The following is a 23,677-nucleotide window of genomic DNA, read 5'->3' as shown; positions in this document are numbered from 1 at the left end:
CAAGCAACATAATTGATAGGCTCAAGATTCAGTCTAGCCAACGATTAGTACTTATTTTGTTGGTGCGAAAGTTGAGTAAAGTAGAAAATAGAACTTGCTATGAAAAATTTTATTTAATAAGAAGTTTCTTTTACCGGCTGAGCCTGCCAACGAATAGGACATCCCACCAAAGGGATGTGGCGGTTTGAGGTGGCCATCCAATCACATGTGCCGCCTTCCCTTGGTGGCTGAAGTACTGCCTCCCCGGTCCACTCAGCAAGACTCTGCATTTTTCTAGATAGTTTCAGTATATCAAAACAAAGAGCCTTCCTGCTATAACACAGGAGGCTCGAATTATTTATCTTTGATTTTTTCTAGCATATCAGCTGTCATTTCTGTCAAACCAAATTCTGGCTTAAATCCCCAATCCCTTCTAGCGGCAGAGTCATCCAAAGAGTCTGGCCAACTGTCAGCTATCGCCTGCCGGATGGGGTCAATTTTATAATCAAGAACAAACGAAGGGATATGCTTTTTAATTTCAGCACTGATATCCTCTGGCGTAATATTCATTGCTGTTATATTATAGGAGTTTCGAAATGTAAGATTTTCAATATTGGCTTCCATCAGATGTATGATGGCATTCAGAGCATCTGGCATATACATCATATCCAAGCATGTATCGGGACCGACAAAACAAGTATAGTTTTTGTTTCGAGTCGCTTCATAATAGACTTCCACGGCATAGTCTGTGGTACCACCTCCAGGAGGTGTCATATGTGAGACAAGCCCGGGAAACCGAACACCCCTTGTGTCTACTCCATATTTATGAAAATAGTAATCACAAAGAAGCTCACCTGCAACTTTATTAATCCCGTACATGGTAGATGGTCGCTGGATCGTGAGTTGAGGTGTTTGCTGCTTTGGTGTCTCAGAACCGAAAGCACCAATCGAACTGGGTACAAAAACTTTCACACCAATCTCGCGCGCTGCTTCCAGCACATTGATAAGGCCACCCATGTTGAGGTTCCATGCCCAAAGCGGCTTCGTCTCCGCCGAAGCAGAAAGTAATGCAGCCAGGTGAATGACCGTATCTGCCTCAAATGCCTTGGCTGTTTTCCATACTTCATTGCCATCTAGAACATCTAACACTTTAAAAGGGCCTGACTCAACCACTTCGTTGTCCAGGCGGCGGATATCCGATGCAATAACATTGTTATCCCCATACTCGTGACGCAGTTTCATGACGAGCTCTGAACCAATCTGTCCCAAGGAACCAGTCACCAAGATCTTTTTCATTGTGTTGCCTCCTGGCATAAACGATCTTCTGTTTGTGAACCTCCTCGAATAGATCAAATGCACCTTGGCGTATTTACGCCCAGATTTTATCAAGCCCCGCTCGATACATTTCCGCTGAAAATCTGTGGCATCCGCCGAAAGCTTTAACTTCATTCAACCGGAGTTTGAACCTCCACTGTACTGAAATACCAATATTCTTTCATCTCACCACCTACAGAAGTACGAGCTTCTGCTGAATGAAGTTAAATGACCCTCATTTCCTTTCCTACTTTCTCATAAGCCGAAACCGCCCGGTCCAGCATCTCCTTCGTATGAGCTGCTGTCGGCATATTTCGCACACGCCCAGTTCCCTTTGGAACAGTAGGAAACACAATAGATTTTGCGTAAACTCCCTCTGCAAAAAGGAGCTTACTAAACATCTGGGTTGTCTTTTCCTCACCGATGATGCAAGGCGTTATAGGCGTTTCACTATAGCCAATATCAAACCCCAGCTTCTTCAAGCTGCTTTTTAAGTAATCTGCGTTTTTCCATAAGCGTTCGCAATGCTCCGTACTTTCCATCATCAGCTCAATCGCTTTTGTTGCAGCCGCTGCATCCGAAGGGGTAACGGCAGTGGAGAATAAAAATGGCCGGGATCTGACTTTGAGCCAATCAATCAGCGTTTTTTTGCCTGCAACATAACCGCCTACCACGCCGATTGCTTTTGAAAGAGTACCAATTTGAAAATCTATCTTTTCCTGAAGACCAAAATGCTTTACCGTGCCCGCTCCATGTCCAAGAACTCCCGAGCCATGCGCGTCATCAACATATGTGATTAAATGATATTTTTCAGCGATTTCGGCGATTTCCGGCAATTTGGCAATATCCCCGTCCATCGAAAAGACACCGTCGGTTATCACCATAATTTTATTGTAGCTTCCTGACTCTTTTGCAGCCTTTGCCTGCTTGACCAAGTCATCCATATCTGAATGTCTGAAACGGATGATCTTTGCCCGTGAAAGACGGCAACCATCAATGATAGAAGCATGATTTAACTCATCGGATAATATGGCATCATTTTGATCCATTACTGCCGGAATAGCAGCCATATTACAATTGAAACCTGATTGATAAGAGATAGCAGCCTCAGTCCCTTTAAAAACGGCAAGAGTCTCCTCCAGCTTTTCGTGGACTTCAAGTGTCCCATTAATGGGGCGAACTGCCCCCGCGCCCACTCCCCATTTCCCGATCGCCTCAATTGCCGCATCTTTCAATCTCTCATCCGTTGCGAGACCGAGATAATTATTGGATGAAAGATTGATTTGCTCTTTCCCACTAATTCTGATGATAGGCCCATTCGCCGTTTCAACCGTATCTATTTCATTGTATAGGCCATGGTTCTGAAGCTCAGTCAAATTTTTCACTAAAAATTGCTGCAGCACTTTCGACATATCGACTCCTCCGTCATGGAATTTATAAATTATTTGTACTTTCTAAAAAGACACATACCAAAATGGCTCAGATTCACTGTAATATGCGCCATGGCGTATTTGCGCCCAGATTTTATCAAGCCCCACTCAAAATCTGTGGCATCCGCCAGTGGCTTATCTTTATTCAGCCAGGGTTTGAACCCCCACTGAATGAAGTTAAATATAATGTATATTATGTTTATTTAGAGAGGACAGCATTTATGTCATCGAAAAATAAAGAGGTCTTCCATGAGAGTGAAAGCAAAGACTGATTGCGAGTCGGGCAACCAAAAAAATCAATTGCCTCTCTTATCGCCTTATCTGAAATAGAAAAAACCTCTTCGGCTTTCGAAGAGGCTCTAGTCTTTTATGAGCAGCTTGATTTCTTTTTCAATATCGTAAAAGATTTCATCAATCAGTGAATCATCTAAATTGTCCTGATAAATTGATTCTAACCGATCATTAATGCGTTTTGCTTCAGCAAGATAGTTCTTTCCAGCATCCATTTGTTCCCGGTATTGCCCTTCAATTTCTGCAATTTCATTCGCATACAATTCATCAGTTCCAGGGGCAACCGCCAATTCATACATATCAATCACTTCATCTCCACTGCGAGAAGGGAAATACTCATGTGGCTGGGTGCTGTCAAACACTGCCCACCCAAGCTCTCTGACGATAACCATATCCAGGCTGGCAGGATCAAACCCACAGTGATAAATCTCCAAATCATAGCCTCTTTTTTCGGCTTCCATGACGAGTTTTTTCAAAACAGTGGATTTTCCTGTTCCTGCTCGCCCCTTTAAAAAATATCTCGCTTCCAAACCAGATGTAATATTATCTACAAAATCGACTGGACCTTTTGGGGTTGCTGCACCGAGAAACCGGCGTCTGGTTGTTCGATCCTGCCGGGGGGAGTCTTGTAAAAACAAGTTTGTAATAAGGCGATTTGTCACTTCATCCGCCTTTAAAAAGTCCATTCGCTCAATATAAAGCTTCTCCCATTCATCATGGATCCTCAACCCCGCCGCGTATGCTTGATAAGCATTGTCTAGAGCACGATCTCTTTCTACCTCTAGTTGTGCGATATTCTTTTTTGCTGTAACTTCCAGGGAAGAAAGGGCCATTACGTCCAAATCTATCGTCTCCCACCTGTCACCAACAAATTCCTTACCTATCTCACGCGGGAAATCGCCGTCCACAATTCCGAAACCAAGCTCCCGTATAATCATTCCCTCCAACGAATCAGGGTCATTGGGGGAATGAAGGGTCTCGATATTTACACTTTTCTCCATACATTCATTCATCAGTTTGTGAATTAATATCTTTTTCTCCAAACTAGACTTCCCTGACAGAATAAAGACACGGTTCAGTCCGCGCAAATTTGAATCATACAAATGACTGAAACCCTTTGCTGTATTACCGCCGGCAAAATAACGCAAGACATTTCCGCTCACATTGTCACCCTCAATACTATTACTTTATTCTTGTATTCAGCCTATGCTTTGGGTGAATGGATGGTACTTATTTTTTTGAGAAAACTGGGCGGATATCTTTAATCACTTATCTCATCAAGCTTTTTATTTAAGATTTTCAGCTCGTCTTCAATTTCCATTAGCTGCTTTTCAAGAGGATGTAATATTCCTTTTACATATTCAAGCTTTTCCAAATCATGCTGAAGCCTGACATAATCCGCTTTTAAATCCGCGATTTTATATGCGATTTCCGACTTTTTCATTTTAAAACCTCCTTTTTTACCGTATTCACCTTCAAATACTATCCAACAAGAAACAAGAAGCTCCCAGCTGCATACCTAAATTGCATAAAAGCATGGTGAAGTTCCGCACTTAGCTGGTGGCTTTTTGACTCTTCTCCTCTAGCACATATTTGTTTCTTCCTGCCCCAAAGCCTGAAACAGTCATAAAAATAGCAACAATCATAAGGGTCAAAATCGGCAGAAACCATGAATGAGTATGATCAAATTCGTAACCGATTAATGTAGGGCCGACAGCAGCCAGAAAATACCCAAGAGATTGGGCCATTCCCGACAAGCGGGAAGCAGCCATCACATCTCTGGCCCTCAATACGAGGAACGTCAAAGCCAGACTGAAACCGGCACCTTGAGCTATCCCGACCATAACTACTGATAAATAGATAAGGGGCCCACTCCCAAATAGTAATCCTGTAAAAGAAATGAGGTAGACAGCTCCCAATCCCAATACAAGTCCCCTTTGATTGTTCATTTTTCCTGCAACAACAGGAATGATGAAGGAAGCCGGCAGACCAGCAAACTGTACAACGGACAGCAGCCAGCCTGATAAAGATCGACTAAATCCGTGACTATATAAAATTTCTGGCAGCCATGAGATCAAACAGTAAAAAATAAAAGACTGCAATCCCATAAAAAATGCAACTTGCCATGCAAGTGGAGATTTCAGAAGAGAATTTCCGTATTTAATAATCTTTACTTTACCTTCGGATACTTTGGATTTTCTAAGCTGTGGAGCCCAAATAAGAAATGCAACTAAAGCCAGATAAGCCCACGTCATAAGGGAGTCTTCCCAACCCCATCCAAAGTTTTCAACTAAGGGAATGCTGATTCCTGATGCAATAGCCGCTGATACACCAAGCGACGTCGAGTATACTGCTGTCATTAGGGTTGCTCTATTAGGGAATTTCATCTTAACAATTCCCGGGAGCAGTACATTTCCTACCGCTATCCCGACTCCGGCCAGAACCGTTCCAATAAACAAAAGGGGAACACTTCCTGAGGAGCGGATGACAATGCCAATGCCAATCAAAGCGACTCCTAAAAGAATGGTCATTTCGTTTCCAATTCTCTGTCCAATTTTTGGAGCAAAAGGAGATAAAACCGCAAAAGCAATTAGCGGAAGAGTCGTTAGGAAACCAGCCAGTCCATTGGAAAGCTCCAAATCATTTCGGATCAGACTGACGAGCGGACCAACCGAAGTGATGGCGGGGCGCAAATTAAAAGCAATAAATACTATTCCAGCAATAAGAAAAAATTTTTGGGCCGTTGTCCAGTTTTTGGACGACACTTGGAATTCCATTCTAATCTATCCCATCTATTTTAAAATCTCTAAAAGTAAAATACTTATTACGACAGTAACGCACCAATTTTACATGAAAAATGGAGGATATGAAAGAAAATATAATAGCTGGAAAGCGATTGTCGTCTATAAAAATACCCTTAAACTGAAAATTAGAGAGAGGTGGAGCCGACAATTTAACAAATTCTTTCGGAAATCGCGTCATTATCCTTTCGCATGAATAATTTTAGAGACAAGGTCTTAGAGAAGATTTGGTAAGAACGCAAGGCTTAGAAATAGATAATGGAGTTTGTTCACTTAGGCTTCTAAATTTTTGAAAAGAATCTGCCCTGACAAAAGTGGAACGAACCATTGTCACTACATTTGAAATTAATTTTAATTGTACGGGAATAATATAAGGTAGAACGTAGCTACTTTAAGGGAGGATGGAAATGAGGTTCATTTTAGAAATTTTTAAGCGTTTCTTTGCAGAACGGTTCCATGACCAATCTGCTCAAATGGCTTACTTTTTTATGTTATCCATCTTCCCTTTCCTCATCTTTGTTCTTTCTTTACTAAGCTTTTTTCCTATTCATTCCACAGATATACTGTCCACCATCGAGCAATTTGCGCCAAAAGGAAGCTTCGCACTCATTGAGAACAATGTCATCCTTATCTTTGATCGACAAAGGACAAAGCTCGCCTCTTTCAGTTTGATTGCTTCCTTCTGGATTTCATCCATGGCTGTCCAATCACTTGTCCGAGCGATGAATGATGCCTATGGCATTATTAGAAAAGAAGGTTTTTTCCTAGCGTTGGGCAAAGATCTGTTTTTAACAGCTATCCTGACGAGTACTCTGAGTATTTCTCTTCTTGTCCCAATTGGAGAAGAGGTCGAAAAGGTTTTTTTATCGACTCACCTAGACATGCCTTCCGTCTTTTATGAATCTTGGTTCTTGATCAAATGGGGAATTGGCACCATTTATTTATTTTTCTTCTTTCTTCTTGTTTATAGGCTGGTGCCCAGTGGAAAAATCCCATTTTCCTCGGTTCTTCCAGGAGCTGTCTTTGCAACAGTCGGCTGGCAAGCCACTTCAATTGGATTTTCTTATTATGTGTCTTATATCAACTATTCCCAGCTCTATGGGCAACTCGGCAGCATCATTGTACTGATGATCTGGTTTTATTTGACCGCGGCCGTACTCCTCACTGGAGGATTGATCAATGCTTCTTTTTTCAGTTCGAATCATAAATAACTTTCCAATTGCCATTCACCGTCGCCTTTACTGTCTTTTCCCTGAGGAAATAATTGGAAATCAGCTCAGACATATCAATTTGTATTTCTTTTAAGACAGGTTTTCCTTGGTACATGAAATATTGCCCACCGCCCCCTGCCCGGTAATTGCTCATAACCACGTCATATGATTGATCAGGCTGAACAGGTGCTCCTTGATACTTAAGTTTAACCACTCTTTCTCCTTCAGGCTTGGAAATATCGATAATATACTCGATTCCTTCCCACATATCATAATTATAATGTTGGGGCTTTGGCGTGGTGAATGCCGGGCTCACTTCTATTGCTTTCCCGTTATATGGCATGAAATAAGAAGCAGATCTCTCTAAAGCTTCTCTTATATCTTCACCCGAAATACGGACAACTTTCAATGTATTTGGATATATATAGTTAGAAACGACATCACGCATCGTCACATTAGTTGGGAAGCCTGAAGATTCGTTGTCAAACAAAGCTGTGGTTGAAATATCCACTCCTGCAGCATCCATTTGTACCTTGTTAATAAATTCGATAAGAGCATTATCTTTCATCCGGATTTGCTGCGCATCTTCCACCAGCATATTCCCTTCTATTTTGCCAATTGGCTGATCCAGCCATGCCTGTGTATGCCTTTCGTATATTTCTGCCTTATCTAGCAGAGACAGATCCTCCGGCACACCTTTAACAGATAACAGCTCAGAACTTCTGCTGATTACCTTCCATTTCCCTCCAGCCTTTTCAAGGTTCAAAACAGCTTTCCCAAGAAAGGAACCTGAACTGCCCGACTGTAGGACAATTACTTCATTCAACGCTTTCCCATAAATTTGTCGGTGTTGATGGCCGGTTAAAAGGACATCAATCCCCGGTACCTCCATACATAGTCGATAGCCTTGATTTTCCCTGGTAATTTTTTCAATTGGCTCGCCTGTGTCCAGATCCCTTTCAAAACCACCATGATATGACACAACGACAATATCAGCCTGCTCTTCTTCTTTTAAAAACGGCAGCCACTTTTTCGCTGTTTTCACAGGATCATCAAATTGCAACCCCACAATATTTTCTGGTTTTTCCCAATAGGGGATATAAGGAGTTGTTAATCCTAATACAGCAACCTTCAGATCATCAGCAAATTTTTTTATCATATAGGGATTTCCAAAATACGGTTTCCGATCAGATTCGCTTATGATATTAGCTGACAGCCAAGGGTATCTTGCTTGTTTTACAGCAGCCTTTAAATTTTCCAACCCATAATTGAACTCATGGTTCCCAAACACCCCGGCATCATAATTCATTTCGTTTAATACTGCCACCATAGGGTTCGGAAGATGTTTATACTCATCTGACCGAACATAATTATAAGTCAGCGGCGTTCCCTGAATGAGATCGCCATTATCAATTAGTAGCACATTATTATGTTGTCTCCGTTCCTCTTTCACAAGAGTCGAAATCTTTCCTAACCCAACGTCAGTATAGGCATTGGTTCCGTAATGAATCGGAAAAATATTTCCATGAACATCGCTTGTCTGCAATATCACCAAGTTTGTTGTCGTCATTGGTCCTGCCTGCTCCTAACCCATCAAGATATTAGTGAAAATTAAGAAATTATCCATATCTTATACTGGAAAATATCGTATGGCAAGAACTCTGCCTACTGTGTAATTCCCTCTTTAATGACAAACTCTTCTCTGTCAGTATCAATTTCAACAAAAGCACCTAACGGCAGGGAAACCATTGGATTACAATGTCCTGCTCTTAAATTGAACAATACCGGCTTTCCGAACGGTTCGAGGATTTCTTTGAATACGTCTTTAATGAGAAAATGTGAATCAAAATGGCACCCAGTCCAAGTTCCTAAGACAATTCCTTCCGCTTCGGAAATTTTCCCTCCTAAAGCAAGCTGTGTTATCATCCTATCCAGCTTATAGAGCTCCTCATTTATTTCTTCGAGAAATAAAATTTTTCCTTTTGTAGCTATTTCATAAGGGGTTCCCATTAAAGCAGTGATAAGGGTCAAATTTCCCCCTGTGAGCATTCCGCTAGCCCTTCCAGAAACAATTCCTTCCATCCTTTCACCAGCGGGATTATACACTGTCCTCATGGAAGTAGGACCGATTAACATCTGATAAAGGTTCTCTTTAGTAAAAGAATCCGCATCAATTAAATCTGATGCGGGCATTGGTCCATGAATTGTTGGAATCCCACATTGCTGTTGAAGGTAGTTATGCAATGCAGTGATATCACTATATCCAACAAAAAGTTTTGGGTTGTTCTTAATTAATTCACGATCAAGAAGTGGCAAAATTTGGGGCGCTCCATAACCACCTCGCAAGCAAAAAACTGCCTTTATCTCCTGATTAAAAAACATTTCGTTTAATTCTGAAGCACGTTTTTGAGGTGTTCCTGCTAAATATCCCTTATAATTCAAACTGCATGTTTCTCCTACCATTACAGTAAAACCCAATTCTTCCACAGCTGCGATTGCCTTTTTCAACTTTTCTTGACTGACTGGACCTGCTGGTGCGGTCAATCCGACGATATCATTTTTCCTAAGCTTCTTAACCTTTTGTATTTCCAGCTTCCTCACCTCTATTAAAATATTCTACATGTCGATTTCTCTCGACTTGATAAGCTTTTTGTTGTCGATTATTGCCAGGGAAATAATCTTAAGAAATTTTCCTATCAAATTTTTTCTTTTCATGGAGTATAAGGTAAGATGATAAAAACAATGATTTTGGAGCGGATAATAATGAAGTTGAATAAATCCAATCAATATATAAAGAGAATCAAGTTATTGAATAATGACATGCCATCAAAAACTGAATATCCGTTTTGCCTCCCAGCAATCGAATCACTCACAGAACTTACCCTGCATCCTCAAGTAACTTATATTGTTGGTGAAAATGGAATGGGAAAATCAACTTTAATTGAAGCTATTGCCATCTCTGCTGGATTCAATCCTGAGGGCGGCTCTTTTAATTTCAATTTTTCAACTCACGATTCACATTCAGAATTGGAGCAGTACCTTCGGTTGATAAAAGGCGTGCTAAAACCAAAAGACGGTTTCTTCTTTCGGGCGGAATCGTTCTATAATGTGGCAACAAATATTGAAGAACTTGACAGTGAACCGTGTGGTCCACGTATCATTGATCAGTTTGGAGGAGTTTCCCTTCATGAACAATCACATGGAGAGTCATTCTTTGCTGCTTTCACAAATCGCTTTAAAGGGAATGGACTTTATATTATGGATGAACCTGAGGCTGCATTATCGCCTCTAAGACAATTATCAATGCTGTCTCGAATCAATGAACTTGTTGATCAAGCTTCCCAGTTCATTATTGCCACGCATTCTCCCATTATCATGGCGTATCCTAATGCTTTATTGTATGAGTTCACAAGAGATGGGATTAGAAAAACGACACTTGAAAACACTGAACACTTTCGCATTATGAAGCAGTTTTTCGATGATAAAGAACGTATGCTTTTTCATTTATTTAATCAATAAATGTAGTCATACATTTTTCCAATGTTGGAGGATAGGAAAGAAAGTAGCAAATATACTCATATAAGCATGTGGAAAAACATGTAAAATCAAATTCACCTTGGCGTATTTGCGCCCAGATGTCATTGAGCTCTCGCTCGATAAATCCCCTCTGAAAATCTATGGAATAAGCCAGAGGCTTTAACTTTATTCAGTCGAAGTTTGCTTCCCAATGAATGTAATACCAATACGCCCCACTTACAAAAATAGGAGACTTCTGCTGAATGAAGTTATAAGCTACCCACCACCTTACTGCAAAGATATTAAAATAGAATTCCATAAGATGCGCCTGATTTATTTTACGTTTGGGTTGAATGAAAATGATCTGTTTTTTCTAATGAATTGCCATTTAGTGAAAAGTGGGATCGCCCTGTGCGCCTCCAGCCAGATGATGTCAACTTATCGAAGAAAGGCCTCTACCAGTTGATAGATTACTAGCAAGTAAATGTGAAAAGTGGGGGCACCTGCCTTCCACCTTTATCTTCTTCAAAAAACACTTAGCTTCCTTTCTTCCTTTTAAGCCCTCCATCGTTAAAATTATCCTACTTTCTTCTTTATCCCCTTTCATATATAATAAATAGTGTTGAAATTATATAGAAAAGGATATGGGGTTATGATTCTTGGTTTAACTATTATATTAATTCTAGTTTTATTCTTGCCTTTTACTGTCGGTGCTGTAGAAAAGAATTTGGAAGCCTTTTTATTTATTATGGGTATCCTAGCTGCTTGGATCAGCCATGTGTTGGACGGGGAGCTTTTTACAAAAGCGTTGGTTGATCCGATACATATTACACTAGCTGTTCTCATTGCCGGTTTGTTATTTAAATGGTTCCAATCCTCTATCGAAAAAGGAATTCTGGGAATGAGTCGTGCAATCCCATCACGTTTGTTTATAGCGCTAGTTGTAATCGTTCTCGGTTTGATCTCCAGTGTAATTACTGCTATTATTGCGGCAATTGTTCTCGTTGTAATTGTAAGCGTATTGCGTCTTGAAAGAAAATCAGAAATCCGTCTTGTCATTCTTGCCTGTTTCTCTATCGGACTAGGCGCTGCCTTAACTCCGATTGGTGAACCTTTATCAACGATTGCTGTTAGCAAGCTGGATGAAGATTTCTTTTACTTGCTTGAATTAATTGGCCCAGATGTCATTCCGGCAGTCACTTTGTTTGGTATTCTAGCAGCGTTCATTGTCAATCCTGCCAGAAGAGAAGATGGTCTCTCCGCTAGCCTTGAAGCCGAAAGCTATCCTGAGATTCTAATCCGTGCTTTTAAAGTGTATCTGTTCGTCATGGGACTTACATTACTCGGGGCGGGGTTTGAACCGTTCATCGAAAAGTACTTGCTTGGACTCAGTCCTCAAATCTTATATTGGATCAACATGATTTCCGCTATCTTGGATAATGCGACATTGGCTGCTGCTGAAATCAGTCCTCAAATGAGTGATACTACTCTCATCTCTATTTTACTTGGGCTGCTTATCAGTGGAGGAATGCTTATCCCAGGAAATATCCCGAACATTATTGCTGCGGGCAAATTAAACATCACAAGCCGGGAATGGGCAAGATTTGGGGTCCCTGTTGGCTTGATTGCAATGGTTATTTACTTTATCGTCATTCTTATATTCTATGTATAATAAAAAACTCCTGGATAAGCTCCAGGAGTTTTATTTCATTTTGACATTTCCACTGTAAAATCTGCCAAGAGCCGGGCGCCAAACCCTGTCGCAGTTTTTGGATAATACCCAGTTGCACTGCCGCTTTCCATCACTCCTGCCATATCGACGTGCAGCCAGTTTACTGACTCAGATACAAAACGGCGCAGGAACAGTGCAGCTGTAATCGCTCCAGCCTCACCTTTTGAGCTGATGTTGCACAAATCCGCATAATCACTGTCAAGATATCGGGCATAGTCGTTCATTAATGGAAGTGGCCAGACTCGATCCCCGTTACTTTCACCAATTTCCTTCAATCGAGCAGAAAGCTCTTCGTCCCCAAACACACCTGCAATTTTCGAACCAAGTGCATTGGCCACCGCCCCTGTTAATGTTGCAATATCAACGATGTATTTCGCTCCTAGATCCCCCGCCCGAATTATACCATCTGCCAAAATGAGCCGTCCTTCTGCATCAGTATTTCCCACCTGAACAGTTAATCCGTTTTTATAGCGAACGACTTCAGATGGTAGGAGGGATTCTTTACCTGGCATGTTTTCCACCATCGGAATCAAGGCTGTTACATTCACTTTTGCTCCCGACAAAGACAATAATTTCATTGCCCCGGCAACGGCTGCTGCTCCTCCCATGTCCATCCTCATATCACTTATATCCCGACCACGCTTCAAACTGATTCCGCCCGTATCAAAAGTGACTCCCTTACCAACAAGCGCAATAAGCGGTTTACTTTCGTCTCCCCGATAAACCAATTCAACAAACGACGGGTCATATTTACTTCCCCGATTTACAGCCAGTACCCCATGCATCTCCATTTCTTCCAATTGCGGCTTCCTGAAAATGTTCACTTTCACTTTCTCGTTCTCAAAAGCTTCCTGAAGCACCTCTGGAAATGTTTCAGGATTCAGGACATTGGGTAACTCATTCATCAGATCTCTTGAAAAAGACACAGCTTCGGCCCTGATTTCCCCTTCACGAATAAAGGGCTCAACACCCTCGTAATCTCTCAATTCCAATTTGGTTTGAAACGGGGTTTGGCTTGATTTATATGTAAAAAATTGATAGGAACCGAGATGCCATCCTTCTACAAAAGCACGGACAGTCTCACCTTTTATTAGACCAGGTACTTCATCTGATAGTTCACTCACATTTAAATAAGCCTTATCCACTTTCCGAGAGCTCAAATTTCTTGCGATCGCTCCAGCCAAATTGCGAATGTCCTCATATGTTTGTTGCTTTTTATTTAACGGCTTGATTACCAGATAGAACTTCCCATCAATCCATACGGGATTGATGCGAGAACTGCCGTTTTCCATATATTCCGTGATATTCGCCGCATGTTGAACTGTTTTACTGTTGGAAAATAAAATCTCCGCTTTCATTCACATTCACTCCTCTTCTGTAAAAATAAGCATTATTTAAACAAATTGCGAATGGAATCAAATAGTTTTTGGAAGAAGTTCGCTACACCGTCCCAAAATCCTTCATCGCCAACAACCTTTTCCAACTTCCCTTTTATATCTTTAGAAATATCTTCAAGCTGCTGCTTCACTTGCCCGAAATCAATATCCAAATCACGCATTTTGTCAAAAAGATCGATCAACAACTGACGGTCTTTCTCACTAAGCTCAATATTCATTTTGTTCAATTGCTCCTGAACGATTTGCTCTACATCTTCTCTCGTTGCGGGGTTTTGCTCTGCAATCATTTTTTTAATCTCAGTCAGCAGTTCCGTTACTTGCTCATCGCTCATCCCCTCTTTGTCCGCCAACTCTGTTGCCAATTCCAACTCTTCATTAGCAACCTCCATGCGGTCCTGATCAAGGACTTCCCCCTTGCTTTCATAAGCCTTATAAATTCCAACCAAAGCAGAGTGTCCTGTCACTTTAACAGGTGACGCCACATCAACATTCGCATTTTCCACCCCAGCTGTTAATAGAGCGTTCGCATACATTTCAGTTGTAACCTCAGTAATATTTTCAGGGGTTACAATTTTTACAACCAAACCGTTTCCCTTATCTTTTAATGTGATTTTTGCTGACGAAAACATTCTGGAATTTGGATTCCCATTAATTAAGCGAGCCAAATCCTTGGCCGTGACTGTAATTTCATCAACATTTTGCGGATTATCCACTTTCAGAAGCCTTCTCACTTCTTCTTTCTGTTCAGTTGTAAGAGTTTCACCATAAACAACGATCGGTACGCCGAGCTTTTCATTAATCACATCATCATTTTCTGCAAATGCCTGCCCCTGTCCGAAAAAGATGAATCCGATACTTAGGATGCCTGCCAAAAACAGCTTGCTTGCTTTTTTTATCATGTTGAATGCCCTCCTATGACTTTGGATGAAGCTGATCTAAATAATTCACTGCTTCATCCAATGTTTTAACCGGTACTATTTTAACGTCATATCCATATTTTTCAACTTCCGCTTTTACTTCTTTTTCATTTGTATCCCCTGGAAGAAGATCCATAGGACAAAAGAATATGTCCATTCCTGCTTTATCAACTGCTGCAATCTTCTCGGTTATACCACCGATTTGCCCGACATTTCCATCTTTGTCAATTGTACCTGTCCCAGCTACTTCGTAACCTTTAGTAATATCCTCACCTGTCGCTTGATTGTATATTTCAAGGGAGAACATTAGACCTGCAGAAGGTCCGCCTATATCTCCAGCCTGAATATTAACCTTCCGGCCTGTCTTGACTTCAACATATTCTTCAAAACCAACCCCAATCCCAGGCTGCGACTTCTTTCCTGGAAGCAGGATCAGCTCCACCTGCTCTTCTTTCATTTCCCCATCACGGTCAAAAACAACAGTGATGCTTTCACCTGCTTTTTTTCCTTTAAAATAAACAAGTAGATCTTCGGTTGCATAAATTGTTTTTCCGTCAACCTTCGTAATAATATCTCCCGTCTCAATGATTCCTTTCGCCTTTGAGTTTTGGCTGAAATTCCTTACAATCATCCCTTTGGGAATTAGTTGTACTTCTTCACCCGCCGCTGTCAATCCAGCGATAATGGCATTTTCTTGAGAGGATTTCATTAAATAAGCAAGCCAACGATTGTATTCCTTTTCAGACATGTCCCCTTTAACAGCATGTGATCGCTGAATATCTGTATGCGGTGCAAGGAGGCCATATGCTAAATAGTAAATATTACTTGCCTTCACTGACAGGACAGTAGTCAAATATAAATGGCCCTGCTCCACCTTTTCCCCTTTTTCAACCGTTACCTTCGAGCTCAGTTCCTCTACTGAACCCGGCTGAAATAAATAAAAAGGCGTAGGAACAAACAAGGTGACAGCGAATATTAAGCATATAATAATGATGATTCTTTTTCTTCTTGTCATCTGTACATAATGTTTCATGGATTATGTCATGTTCCTTTCCGTTCCGGCTTTTGTTGGTCCCAATGCTTAAATATTCCCATCCATTTATTGATATTGTACTTTTGAATTGCCATTTTTGTCCATATTTAGATGATCATGCTGTCGGAGCCGAACCAGGCGGCAGAGGAATTAACGATAATCCTCGTTGAATTGCTAAGCCGCCTTCATATCCTGCGGGGCCATACAATTGCGGTTCATAACCGCGAGAATGGTTCTTTTACTAATATAGCCATCCTGCAAGAAAGATTTCTACTATAAAGGAGATTGACCCGACAATGAAACAATAAGTTTATCCAAGCCTAATAATAGTCTGGGTGATGGTCTACAATATAGGGAATCGCCGAGAACATGGATCCGATTGTATTGAACAGCATTCATCTTTTCCCAACCTGGGCGTTGTTTTAACATTTCCGGCCTAACCTTGTCTTCTTCAATCCCTACCCAAACCATGCATATATGGTCAGGATTTCTTTTAGCAACCTCCTCCCAATCCGTTCGAACATTTGCTTGAGGCTCGGATTCAAAAATATTCCGGCCTCCCGCAAGCTCACTGATTTCCGTCAGCCAATTTGGCCCTCCCGGAGTAAAGACAGGTTTGGGCCACCATTCCCAATAAATCGTGAATTTTTCTTTCCTAGTCTTGGCCAGAGTCCTCCTTTTCCGGATTTCTTCCCTAAAATAGTTCGCCCGCTCATTGCCCAAAGAAGAAAAACCACAGGCTTCGCCAACCTTTTCTATATCACAGGCAATTTCTTCTAGAGAATTAGGATTAAGAACGATATAAGGGAGATTTCGCTTACTCAGTTCATAAATGTTTTTTTCCATTCCTGGAACGCTAAGAGAAGCAATGACAAGGTCAGGCTCCATTGCTTCGACTTTATCCATATCAATCGTAAGATCTGGACCTATCCTTGGTAAACCTTTAATATTTTCAGGCCAATTAGAATAATCATCCACGGCAACCAGAAGGTCTTCCTTCCCCAAATAGCCAACAACCTCCGTATTGCTTGGACACAATGAAACGATCCGCATGCCAACGATGCTCCTTTCGAACTATTCCCTTCGTTTCTTTCTTGGATTGGACATCCTTAAAATCCAGCTGTCAACAATATAGACTAACGGCCTTGTGCAGTAATTTCTGCTAAGTAGTGTAAATTTAAGTATTTAACTGCTCCAGTACCATTCTGTTCGGTATCCTCTTTATATCTTACTTCAAATACATTAGTTGATGCCTTCCCCAAAAATGATTTTTCATCTTTTTAAGGCCAACGACCTGTTTGTAGAATTCATCGCAATTGTGCAGCTCTTCCATTTTTCCAAATTCGCCTTGTGTATTTGCATCCAGAGTTTTATCGAGCTTGCTCGATTAAATTCCCTCTGAAAATCTATGGCATCCGCCTTCTTTCAACCGGAGTTTTGACCCCCACTGGATAGAATACCAATACACATTCCATCTCACCAAGTCCGAGACTTCTGCTGAATAAAGTTAAAACTGGAAAACATCAGAAAAGAGGAAAGCCCCTGTTTAGCGATGTGATGCTGAACAAGGGCCAAATATTTTTTCATTAAACAGTAACGTTTTACTTATCAAACGCGCCTTGGCGTATTTGCGGCCAGGTTTTATCGAGCTCCGTTCGATATATTTCCTCTGAAAATCTGTTGTATCCGCCGGAGGCTTTAACTTCTTTCAGCCAAAGTTTGAACCCCTACTGAATAGAATACCAATACACATTCACCTCACCACTTACGAAAATGGGAGACTTCTACTGAATGAAGTTAAAACACTCTTTATTCGCTGAGAATTAATTCTCCAAGCTTTAACGGTTCAATGTAATCTCCGTTTTTGTAAGCTCTCATATTGCCGCCGGAAATCTCGTCAATCAAGGTAATTTCTTTATTATCTCCTGCTCTTCCAAATTCGAGCTTAATATCATATAAGTCAATGCCTTTTTTCTCAAGGTCAGCTTTAATAATTGAACCGATTTCCCGTGTCAGTTCCTTCAGCCTTTGATATTCATCATGACTCAAAATACCAAGCATAGCCAATGCATCTTCGCTAATTGGCGGATCCTGACGCACATCATCCTTCAAAGTCACTTCGACAAATCCATCCAGTTCCTGGCCTTCTTCTGCATACATACCATATCTGCGCAGAAAGCTCCCTACTGCGCGATAACGGCAAATGACTTCCAGACCATTTCCGAACATCTGCGCCGGCTTTACTGTCATCGTTGTGTCCTCTATACTTGCATTAACGAAATGGGTCGGAATTCCCTTTTGCTCTAAAAGTTCAAAGAAATATTTAGTAAGACGAAGACCTGTTTTGCCTGCCCCTTCGATTGTTAAACCGACTGTATTGGCACCTGGATCGAATACTCCGTCTTCTCCAGTTACATCATCTTTAAATTTTAATAGATAGTTTCCATCTTCCAATTCAAATACGGTTTTTGTTTTACCTTCATAAACCAATTTCATTCGGCTGTCCCCCATGCGTTAATTTCGTTATGTTCATATCATACCACAGTATATTATAAATCCATTGAAGATAAATAGGGCATTATGTTGCAATATTATGAGAGGTATGATCCTGTCCCGAATTTCATTGAAAACCGCTCAGCGTATGGAAAAACTCTTTCAGGAATTTATGAAAAAGAAGTTCCGTCGGCATGAGCTTTCGATTTGTCGGAATGATCATCCCAACCGTCCGTGTCACATTCTGTTCCGCAAGCGGGATTTTGACAGTTGTACGCGGCAAGCTGTCCACAAGAGTGATTTCCGGAAGCAACGTGACCCCTAGACCAGCAGCCACAAGCCCCTTGATAGCGTCGATATCTTTTCCTTCAAAAGAAACCTGCGGATCAAACCCATATTGCCGACAGGCATTTTCAACGATATTTTGCAATATATATCCCTTAGGAGATAAAATGAACGGATCATTTCGCAATTCATCCAACTGTAAGGACTTTCTGGTGGCCAGAGGGTGCTTTGCGTACAGCAGGGCGACTAGCTTCTCCACAAATAAAATCTCACTTTTCACCCTTTGGTCATTTTTAGGAACTGGTCCAAGCAAAGCCAAATCAATGTCACCTAGTACAACCTTCTCTACTAGATAGCGGTATGAATCCTGATGAAGCTGAATATTAACAGTTGGGTGTTCTTTTCGAAAAGCCGAGATGACCGTTGGCAGTAACGATGCCGCAAGACTGCTGGGAAATCCGATGCGAACCGTACCACGTTCGGGATCCAGTTGTTCCTCAATCTCTCTTTTTGCCTCATAAATCAAGTCCATAGCGGTTTCCATTTTTTCTAAAAACATTTTTCCAACATGCGTCAGGCGGATATTCCGTCCTTCCCGTATAAACAGATCGACTCCCATCTCTGCCTCCAAGTTGACAATCTGTCGACTGACAGCAGATTGAGCAACATGCAGGGCTTCTGCTGCTTCTGTCATATGTTCTCGATGAGCTACTTCGATAAAATACTGGATTTGCCTTAATTCCATCCTGATTCTCCTTTTTACGAGTGTCTTGCTCCAAACGAACAGGATGTCCTAAACCACTGAACCCTAAGCCCTTTGGAGTAATATTTTATTGCACACAGAGGCCTTCAGCGAAGGATCAAACCAAATGATTGTGGTGGCTAGAAATCTTTCTCATCGCTATTCGTTTTGTACTTTTCTCATGATTAATCTCAAAAAAGCATCAAATTTATCTCAAATCCGTATTGCTATAGATTAATTGTAAAGGATAGAATGAATTGTACCAAGTTTCAGGACGTGGAAATTTTTAAAAAATCAAATACAGGTGAATGGGAGTGATAACAAATGGCAATGATTATGGAAATGGAAACTCATAAATTCCAAACAGCCAAAAAGTATATCGAAAGTGTGTATGATACAGTTAAAGAACGGAATGCTAACGAACCTGAATTCCTCCAGGCTGTCCAAGAAATCTTCCACTCTCTTCTTCCCGTATTAGTTAAAAATCCAAAGTATATGGAAAACGGAATATTAGAAAGAATTGTAGAACCGGAACGCATGATTTCATTCCGGGTACCTTGGGTTGACGATAAAGGGAAAGTAAGAGTTAACCGCGGATTCCGCGTACAATTCAATGGTACTCTTGGACCTTACAAGGGCGGACTTAGATTTCATCCTTCCGTTAATGCAAGTATTATCAAGTTTTTGGGTTTTGAACAAACGTTTAAAAATGCCTTGACAGGCCAAGCAATTGGCGGCGGTAAAGGTGGAGCCGATTTTGATCCGAAGGGAAAATCCGAAGGGGAAGTCATGAGATTTACACAAAGCTTCATGACAGAGTTAAGCAAGTATATCGGATCTGGCATTGATGTCCCTGCTGGTGATATCGGGGTTGGCGCAAGGGAAATTGGCTACTTGTTTGGTCAATACAGAAAAGTAGCAGGCCATTACGATGCAGGGGTTCTTACCGGAAAAGGCATCGGCTATGGCGGAAGCCTTGGTAGAACCGAAGCAACAGGATACGGACTCGTTTATTTTGTAGACGAAATGTTAAAAGACAAAGGTATGAGCTTCGAAGATAAAACAGTCATCGTATCTGGATCTGGAAATGTATCCATTTATGCGATTGAAAAAGCACAAGAGTATGGCGCCAAAGTTGTCGCCTGCAGCGATTCCAATGGATACATCTACGATGAAAAAGGTATCTGCCTTGATACACTTAAACACTTGAAAGAAGTGGAAAGAAGCCGGATTTCTGAATATGTCAACGAACATCCTCATGCAAAATACATTGAGGGAAGCGATGGTATTTGGACAATTCCATGTGATATTGCACTTCCTTGTGCAACACAAAATGAGCTTAACGAAAAAGCTGCAAAAACGCTTGTAGCTAACGGTGTAAAAGCGGTCGGAGAAGGGGCAAACATGCCAACAACGCATAATGCGGCTGAAGTGTTTCTTCAAAACGATGTTCTCTATGCACCAGGAAAAGCCTCCAATGCTGGCGGTGTAGCTGTTTCAGCTCTTGAAATGGCTCAAAATAGCTCCCGGATTGCATGGCCGCTTGAAAAAGTCGACGCAGAACTGAAGAAAATTATGGTGAATATTTATCGAAGCAGCGTAGAGGCTGCTGAAAGCTATGACTTGAGCGGTAACTTTGTTGCTGGCGCGAATATTGCTGGGTTTACAAAAGTTGCTGACGCTATGATTGTCCAAGGGGTCATTTAATCCCCGTAGAATATATTAAAAAGCGGTTCGATCAAATTTGATCGAACCGCTTTTTTCTTTACTCCCGAGGAAAAATTTTTCCGGGGTTTAAAATTTGGTTGGGGTCCAATGTATGCTTTAATGCTCTCATGACATCCAGAGCTTCCCCGTGCTCTTCTCGTTGAAAATCGATTTTACCCAAGCCTACACCATGCTCGCCAGTGCATGTACCTCCTGATTTCAGAGCAAGTCTGACCATTTGATGATTCAAATTTACAGCTCTTTCAAACTCCCCTTCTACTTCTGGGTCATACAAAATCATTGTGTGGAAGTTGCCATCCCCTACATGTCCGACAACTCCTCCCTTGAATCCATATTCATCCAGCTTGTCACTTGCAAATTCAACATTTTCAGCCAGTTTTGAGATAGGGACACATACGTCTGTTGTCATGCTAGCCAATTGCGGGTTTCCATGTCTATAGGCATAGTTCAGTTCATGACGTGCCTTCCACAGAGCCGCTCGCTTAAGCGAATCTGTTTCAAATAAAAATTCAAGACAGCCCACTTCCTCTACAATAGCCCGGACAAACTCGATATCCTCTTTGTTTCCCCCTTTGTTGCCATGAAATTCAAAAAATAGCGATGGGGCTACTGGATAATCTGTATCAGAGTACTCGTTCGCCTGGCGTATGCTTCGCGCGTCGACCAATTCCATCCGCGCCATTGGAACTCCTGCAGTCAAAATAGCCGTAGCAGCTTCCACACAGCTGCTTGCAGAAGGGAATGAACATCTGGCAGCAACAGTATCTTCGGGAATTCCGTGCAATTTTAGGGCTATTTCTGTAAACACGCCCAAAGTTCCTTCTGATCCCACAAACAAACCATTCAGATGAAATCCCGATGAAGACTTTTTCGCTAGACTCCCCGTTTCGATTATCCTGCCGTCCGCCAACACAACTTTTAAGTTCAAGACTTGATCACGCATTCCCCCATAGCGGACAGTCATGGTTCCGCTCGCATTGGTTGAAGCCATCCCACCAATTGTAGCATCCGCTCCAGGATCAACCGGAAAAAATAACCCATATTTCTTTAACTCTTCATTCAACTGAATGCGTGTAATACCAGGCTGTACAATGACAACAAGATCATCGGGCCTCATTTCAATCACTTTATTCATTCTTTCAAAGTCAATGGAGATCCCCTTATTTATCGGGATTGCTTGGCCTTCCAAGCCGGACCCAGCCCCAAAAGGAACGACAGGAATTTTATGTTCATTGGCATAACGTAAAATTTTTTGTACATCTTCACTGGATTCAGGAAATACCACGACATCCGGATCAACAGCTCTGTGGTCAGACTCATCCTTACTATGATTCGTGATGATGGTTTCATTGACAGACGTCTTCTCTACCCCAATCAAAGTGCTCAAATCTGCGTATATATCCATGTCTATTCATCTCCCCTAGCCTTTTATATAAATAATATCATAATTATAACTATTCAACGGTATGAGGAAATACCTTTTTAAAAAGATCAGTTTATTCAAATATACCTGTCGCTTGATTTAATTCGATTAACGCTTTTGGTTCAATCTTTAATGTAGAGGATGGTTGCCCCGTGCCACCATAGGAACAGACCCCACCTCAAAACCTGTCACACTCCGAACTTCCTTTGGAGTGGCTAACTTTACCGCACTACAGCTAAAATATTGGCAAGCTGATCAAAGTCAACTTTTCTGCGACTTCCTGAAGCAACCCCCTCTCAGTTTTTATTATCAGCGTTGGTGCCGTTTGTTCAATTTCAATCCCAAAATAATCGGCACCTTCTTTTGCTGATAGCAGGGGTTTTTCGTGCTGAATAATTTCAAACGCAAATTTACAATCTTTTAAAACATTTTTCATAGACTCCACCACCTTAATATATTAAGAAGTCTGGTTGATTCTACTAAAAATGACCAAGGCAAAATCCTTGGTCATTTCGATTACTCTTCCGCTTTTTCTGGATGCTGCATATAGTATTTTCGCCCAATGTAAGTCTGGATTATGAGAAATATTCCACCAACTGCCCAATATAGCGGCAGGGCTGCTGGGGCATTCAAAGAGATGAAAAAAATCATAACCGGAGATATATACGAAAATAATCTCATTTGTTTTTTCTGTGCTTCCGGTACAGTTGCCAGCGAAAGCTGCGCTTGGGCAAAATAAACCATACCGGCAAAAATGGTCATGACTATATCAGAGTGCCCCAAATTAAACCAAAGGAAAGTATGCGAAGCAATCTCCTGTGAACTGCGGATTGCATAATATAGCCCCATTAATATCGGCATTTGAATGAGGATAGGCAAACATCCCATATTTAATGGATTCACTTCATGCTTTTTATAAAGCTCCATCATTTCCATTTGGATTTTCTGTTGCTCCTCTGATGTTTTTGCCTCCTTAGAACGCTTTTGAATTTCTTCCATCTCTGGTTTGAGCTTATCCATTTTCAATTTCATCAACTGCTGGTTTTTGTACGTTTTCAGCATAAACGGCATCAAGACTAAACGAATCAATAATGTGATGATAATTAGCGCCAAACCGAAGTTTCCGCCAAGAACAGTTCCAATCTCATGAATGAGCCAGACAAACGGTCGCACAAAGAAGTCATAAAAGAATCCGCTCTGATTGGTGACTCCTGAACAGCCTCCAAGCAAGGAGGAAGTAATAATCAGTATGAATAAAAGATAGAATTTTTTCTTCAATTGCACTCACCCTTCTATTTTAATTTTTATTTAAAATAGAAGGTGAACATGCTCATCTCCATCATCAGGACATAGTTTTCTCCTAACCATTTTAATAAACTGGAGGC

20 protein-coding genes are annotated in these 23,677 nt (G+C 41.2%); 4 read left to right on the top strand and 16 right to left on the bottom strand.

What is annotated here, in order from left to right; all coding sequences use genetic code 11:
* Window positions 1–333: 333 nt before the first annotated feature.
* The 5 genes from H9631_RS13565 to H9631_RS13545 all read right to left on the bottom strand — a co-directional run bounded on the left by H9631_RS13565 (window position 334) and on the right by H9631_RS13545 (window position 5,791).
* Window positions 334–1,275 carry an L-threonine 3-dehydrogenase gene (locus H9631_RS13565; protein ID WP_191813637.1) on the bottom strand — a complete coding sequence of 314 codons (942 nt, stop codon included), beginning with the start codon at window positions 1,273–1,275 and terminating at the stop codon, window positions 334–336.
* 242 nt (window positions 1,276–1,517) lie between these two features.
* Window positions 1,518–2,705: a glycine C-acetyltransferase gene (locus tag H9631_RS13560; RefSeq protein ID WP_191813635.1), complete on the bottom strand. Its 1,188-nt coding sequence runs from the start codon at window positions 2,703–2,705 to the stop codon at window positions 1,518–1,520.
* Window positions 2,706–3,082: 377 nt separating this feature from the next.
* Window positions 3,083–4,177, bottom strand: a complete 1,095-nt coding sequence (locus H9631_RS13555) for a PRK06851 family protein (RefSeq protein ID WP_191813633.1) — start codon at window positions 4,175–4,177, stop codon at window positions 3,083–3,085.
* Window positions 4,178–4,275: 98 nt separating this feature from the next.
* Window positions 4,276–4,458 carry an SE1832 family protein gene (locus tag H9631_RS13550; RefSeq protein WP_191813631.1) on the bottom strand — a complete coding sequence of 61 codons (183 nt, stop codon included), beginning with the start codon at window positions 4,456–4,458 and terminating at the stop codon, window positions 4,276–4,278.
* Window positions 4,459–4,567: 109 nt separating this feature from the next.
* Complete coding sequence (locus H9631_RS13545; protein WP_191813629.1) at window positions 4,568–5,791, bottom strand: CynX/NimT family MFS transporter; 1,224 nt, start codon at window positions 5,789–5,791, stop codon at window positions 4,568–4,570.
* 431 nt (window positions 5,792–6,222) lie between these two features.
* Between H9631_RS13545 and H9631_RS13540 the strand changes: the two genes are divergently transcribed.
* Window positions 6,223–7,026, top strand: coding sequence for a YihY/virulence factor BrkB family protein (locus H9631_RS13540; RefSeq protein ID WP_225221033.1), 804 nt, complete (start codon window positions 6,223–6,225; stop codon window positions 7,024–7,026).
* Here H9631_RS13540 and H9631_RS13535 read toward each other — a convergent pair.
* Together H9631_RS13535 and H9631_RS13530 are read right to left on the bottom strand one after the other, a co-directional pair.
* Window positions 7,007–8,596, bottom strand: coding sequence for a bifunctional metallophosphatase/5'-nucleotidase (locus tag H9631_RS13535; RefSeq protein ID WP_191813625.1), 1,590 nt, complete (start codon window positions 8,594–8,596; stop codon window positions 7,007–7,009). The genes H9631_RS13540 and H9631_RS13535 overlap by 20 nt on opposite strands.
* Window positions 8,597–8,691: 95 nt before the next feature.
* Window positions 8,692–9,627 (bottom strand): S66 peptidase family protein, encoded by a 936-nt coding sequence (locus H9631_RS13530; RefSeq protein WP_191813623.1) that lies wholly within the window; start codon window positions 9,625–9,627, stop codon window positions 8,692–8,694.
* A gap of 162 nt (window positions 9,628–9,789) precedes the next feature.
* On the opposite strand from H9631_RS13530, the gene H9631_RS13525 reads away from it, so the two are divergent.
* Window positions 9,790–10,545: an AAA family ATPase gene (locus H9631_RS13525; RefSeq protein ID WP_191813621.1), complete on the top strand. Its 756-nt coding sequence runs from the start codon at window positions 9,790–9,792 to the stop codon at window positions 10,543–10,545.
* A gap of 649 nt (window positions 10,546–11,194) precedes the next feature.
* A complete protein-coding gene (locus H9631_RS13520) occupies window positions 11,195–12,214 on the top strand; it encodes a DUF1646 family protein (protein ID WP_191813619.1) in 1,020 nt (339 codons plus the stop codon).
* A gap of 35 nt (window positions 12,215–12,249) precedes the next feature.
* Here H9631_RS13520 and H9631_RS13515 read toward each other — a convergent pair whose 3' ends face one another.
* The 6 genes from H9631_RS13515 to H9631_RS13490 form a co-directional block, all read right to left on the bottom strand.
* A complete protein-coding gene (locus tag H9631_RS13515) occupies window positions 12,250–13,632 on the bottom strand; it encodes a leucyl aminopeptidase family protein (protein ID WP_225221032.1) in 1,383 nt (460 codons plus the stop codon).
* Window positions 13,633–13,664: 32 nt separating this feature from the next.
* Window positions 13,665–14,570 (bottom strand): DUF1002 domain-containing protein, encoded by a 906-nt coding sequence (locus H9631_RS13510; RefSeq protein WP_191813617.1) that lies wholly within the window; start codon window positions 14,568–14,570, stop codon window positions 13,665–13,667.
* A gap of 13 nt (window positions 14,571–14,583) precedes the next feature.
* Window positions 14,584–15,621, bottom strand: a complete 1,038-nt coding sequence (locus H9631_RS13505) for a SepM family pheromone-processing serine protease (protein WP_191813615.1) — start codon at window positions 15,619–15,621, stop codon at window positions 14,584–14,586.
* Window positions 15,622–15,894: 273 nt separating this feature from the next.
* A complete protein-coding gene (locus H9631_RS13500) occupies window positions 15,895–16,674 on the bottom strand; it encodes a cobalamin-binding protein (protein WP_191813613.1) in 780 nt (259 codons plus the stop codon).
* A 756-nt stretch (window positions 16,675–17,430) separates the two neighbouring features.
* Entirely contained in the window at window positions 17,431–18,117 is a 687-nt protein-coding gene (locus H9631_RS13495) for a phosphoribosylaminoimidazolesuccinocarboxamide synthase (RefSeq protein WP_191813612.1), read from the bottom strand.
* Window positions 18,118–18,241: 124 nt separating this feature from the next.
* A complete protein-coding gene (locus tag H9631_RS13490) occupies window positions 18,242–19,144 on the bottom strand; it encodes a LysR family transcriptional regulator (protein ID WP_191813610.1) in 903 nt (300 codons plus the stop codon).
* 327 nt (window positions 19,145–19,471) lie between these two features.
* On the opposite strand from H9631_RS13490, the gene gdhA reads away from it, so the two are divergent.
* Window positions 19,472–20,848 (top strand): NADP-specific glutamate dehydrogenase, encoded by a 1,377-nt coding sequence (gene gdhA, locus H9631_RS13485; RefSeq protein WP_404801745.1) that lies wholly within the window; start codon window positions 19,472–19,474, stop codon window positions 20,846–20,848.
* Window positions 20,849–20,906: 58 nt separating this feature from the next.
* Here the strand turns inward: gdhA and H9631_RS13480 are convergent, their stop codons facing one another.
* The 3 genes from H9631_RS13480 to yidC form a co-directional block, all read right to left on the bottom strand.
* Window positions 20,907–22,274 (bottom strand): FAD-binding oxidoreductase, encoded by a 1,368-nt coding sequence (locus H9631_RS13480; protein ID WP_191813606.1) that lies wholly within the window; start codon window positions 22,272–22,274, stop codon window positions 20,907–20,909.
* 253 nt (window positions 22,275–22,527) lie between these two features.
* A complete protein-coding gene (locus H9631_RS22365) occupies window positions 22,528–22,728 on the bottom strand; it encodes a hypothetical protein (RefSeq protein WP_225221031.1) in 201 nt (66 codons plus the stop codon).
* A gap of 80 nt (window positions 22,729–22,808) precedes the next feature.
* The gene (gene yidC / locus H9631_RS13470) at window positions 22,809–23,570 is read right to left on the bottom strand and encodes a membrane protein insertase YidC (protein ID WP_191813604.1); all 762 of its coding nucleotides are present in this window, start codon (window positions 23,568–23,570) and stop codon (window positions 22,809–22,811) included.
* Window positions 23,571–23,677 lie beyond the last annotated feature (107 nt).

Source organism: Bacillus norwichensis, from assembly GCF_014836955.1.
Classification (GTDB): Bacteria; Bacillota; Bacilli; order Bacillales; family Bacillaceae_C; genus Siminovitchia; species Siminovitchia norwichensis.
Note: the sequence above shows the minus strand (reverse complement) of the source record. Positions and strands in the feature narration are given on the sequence as shown.

Excerpts from the sequence above, each read along its gene's own strand:
- H9631_RS13565 (WP_191813637.1), bottom strand. The coding sequence starts at position 1,275 with ATGAAAAAGATCTTGGTGACTGGTTCCTTGGGACAGATTGGTTCAGAG.
- H9631_RS13560 (WP_191813635.1), bottom strand. The coding sequence starts at position 2,705 with ATGTCGAAAGTGCTGCAGCAATTTTTAGTGAAAAATTTGACTGAGCTT.
- H9631_RS13550 (WP_191813631.1), bottom strand. The coding sequence starts at position 4,458 with ATGAAAAAGTCGGAAATCGCATATAAAATCGCGGATTTAAAAGCGGAT.
- H9631_RS13545 (WP_191813629.1), bottom strand. The coding sequence starts at position 5,791 with ATGGAATTCCAAGTGTCGTCCAAAAACTGGACAACGGCCCAAAAATTT.
- H9631_RS13540 (WP_225221033.1), top strand. The coding sequence starts at position 6,223 with ATGAGGTTCATTTTAGAAATTTTTAAGCGTTTCTTTGCAGAACGGTTC.
- H9631_RS13535 (WP_191813625.1), bottom strand. The coding sequence starts at position 8,596 with ATGACGACAACAAACTTGGTGATATTGCAGACAAGCGATGTTCATGGA.
- H9631_RS13525 (WP_191813621.1), top strand. The coding sequence starts at position 9,790 with ATGAAGTTGAATAAATCCAATCAATATATAAAGAGAATCAAGTTATTG.
- H9631_RS13520 (WP_191813619.1), top strand. The coding sequence starts at position 11,195 with ATGATTCTTGGTTTAACTATTATATTAATTCTAGTTTTATTCTTGCCT.
- H9631_RS13515 (WP_225221032.1), bottom strand. The coding sequence starts at position 13,632 with ATGAAAGCGGAGATTTTATTTTCCAACAGTAAAACAGTTCAACATGCG.
- H9631_RS13510 (WP_191813617.1), bottom strand. The coding sequence starts at position 14,570 with ATGATAAAAAAAGCAAGCAAGCTGTTTTTGGCAGGCATCCTAAGTATC.
- H9631_RS13505 (WP_191813615.1), bottom strand. The coding sequence starts at position 15,621 with ATGAAACATTATGTACAGATGACAAGAAGAAAAAGAATCATCATTATT.
- H9631_RS13500 (WP_191813613.1), bottom strand. The coding sequence starts at position 16,674 with ATGCGGATCGTTTCATTGTGTCCAAGCAATACGGAGGTTGTTGGCTAT.
- H9631_RS13495 (WP_191813612.1), bottom strand. The coding sequence starts at position 18,117 with ATGAAATTGGTTTATGAAGGTAAAACAAAAACCGTATTTGAATTGGAA.
- H9631_RS13490 (WP_191813610.1), bottom strand. The coding sequence starts at position 19,144 with ATGGAATTAAGGCAAATCCAGTATTTTATCGAAGTAGCTCATCGAGAA.
- gdhA (WP_404801745.1), top strand. The coding sequence starts at position 19,472 with ATGATTATGGAAATGGAAACTCATAAATTCCAAACAGCCAAAAAGTAT.
- H9631_RS13480 (WP_191813606.1), bottom strand. The coding sequence starts at position 22,274 with ATGGATATATACGCAGATTTGAGCACTTTGATTGGGGTAGAGAAGACG.
- H9631_RS22365 (WP_225221031.1), bottom strand. The coding sequence starts at position 22,728 with ATGAAAAATGTTTTAAAAGATTGTAAATTTGCGTTTGAAATTATTCAG.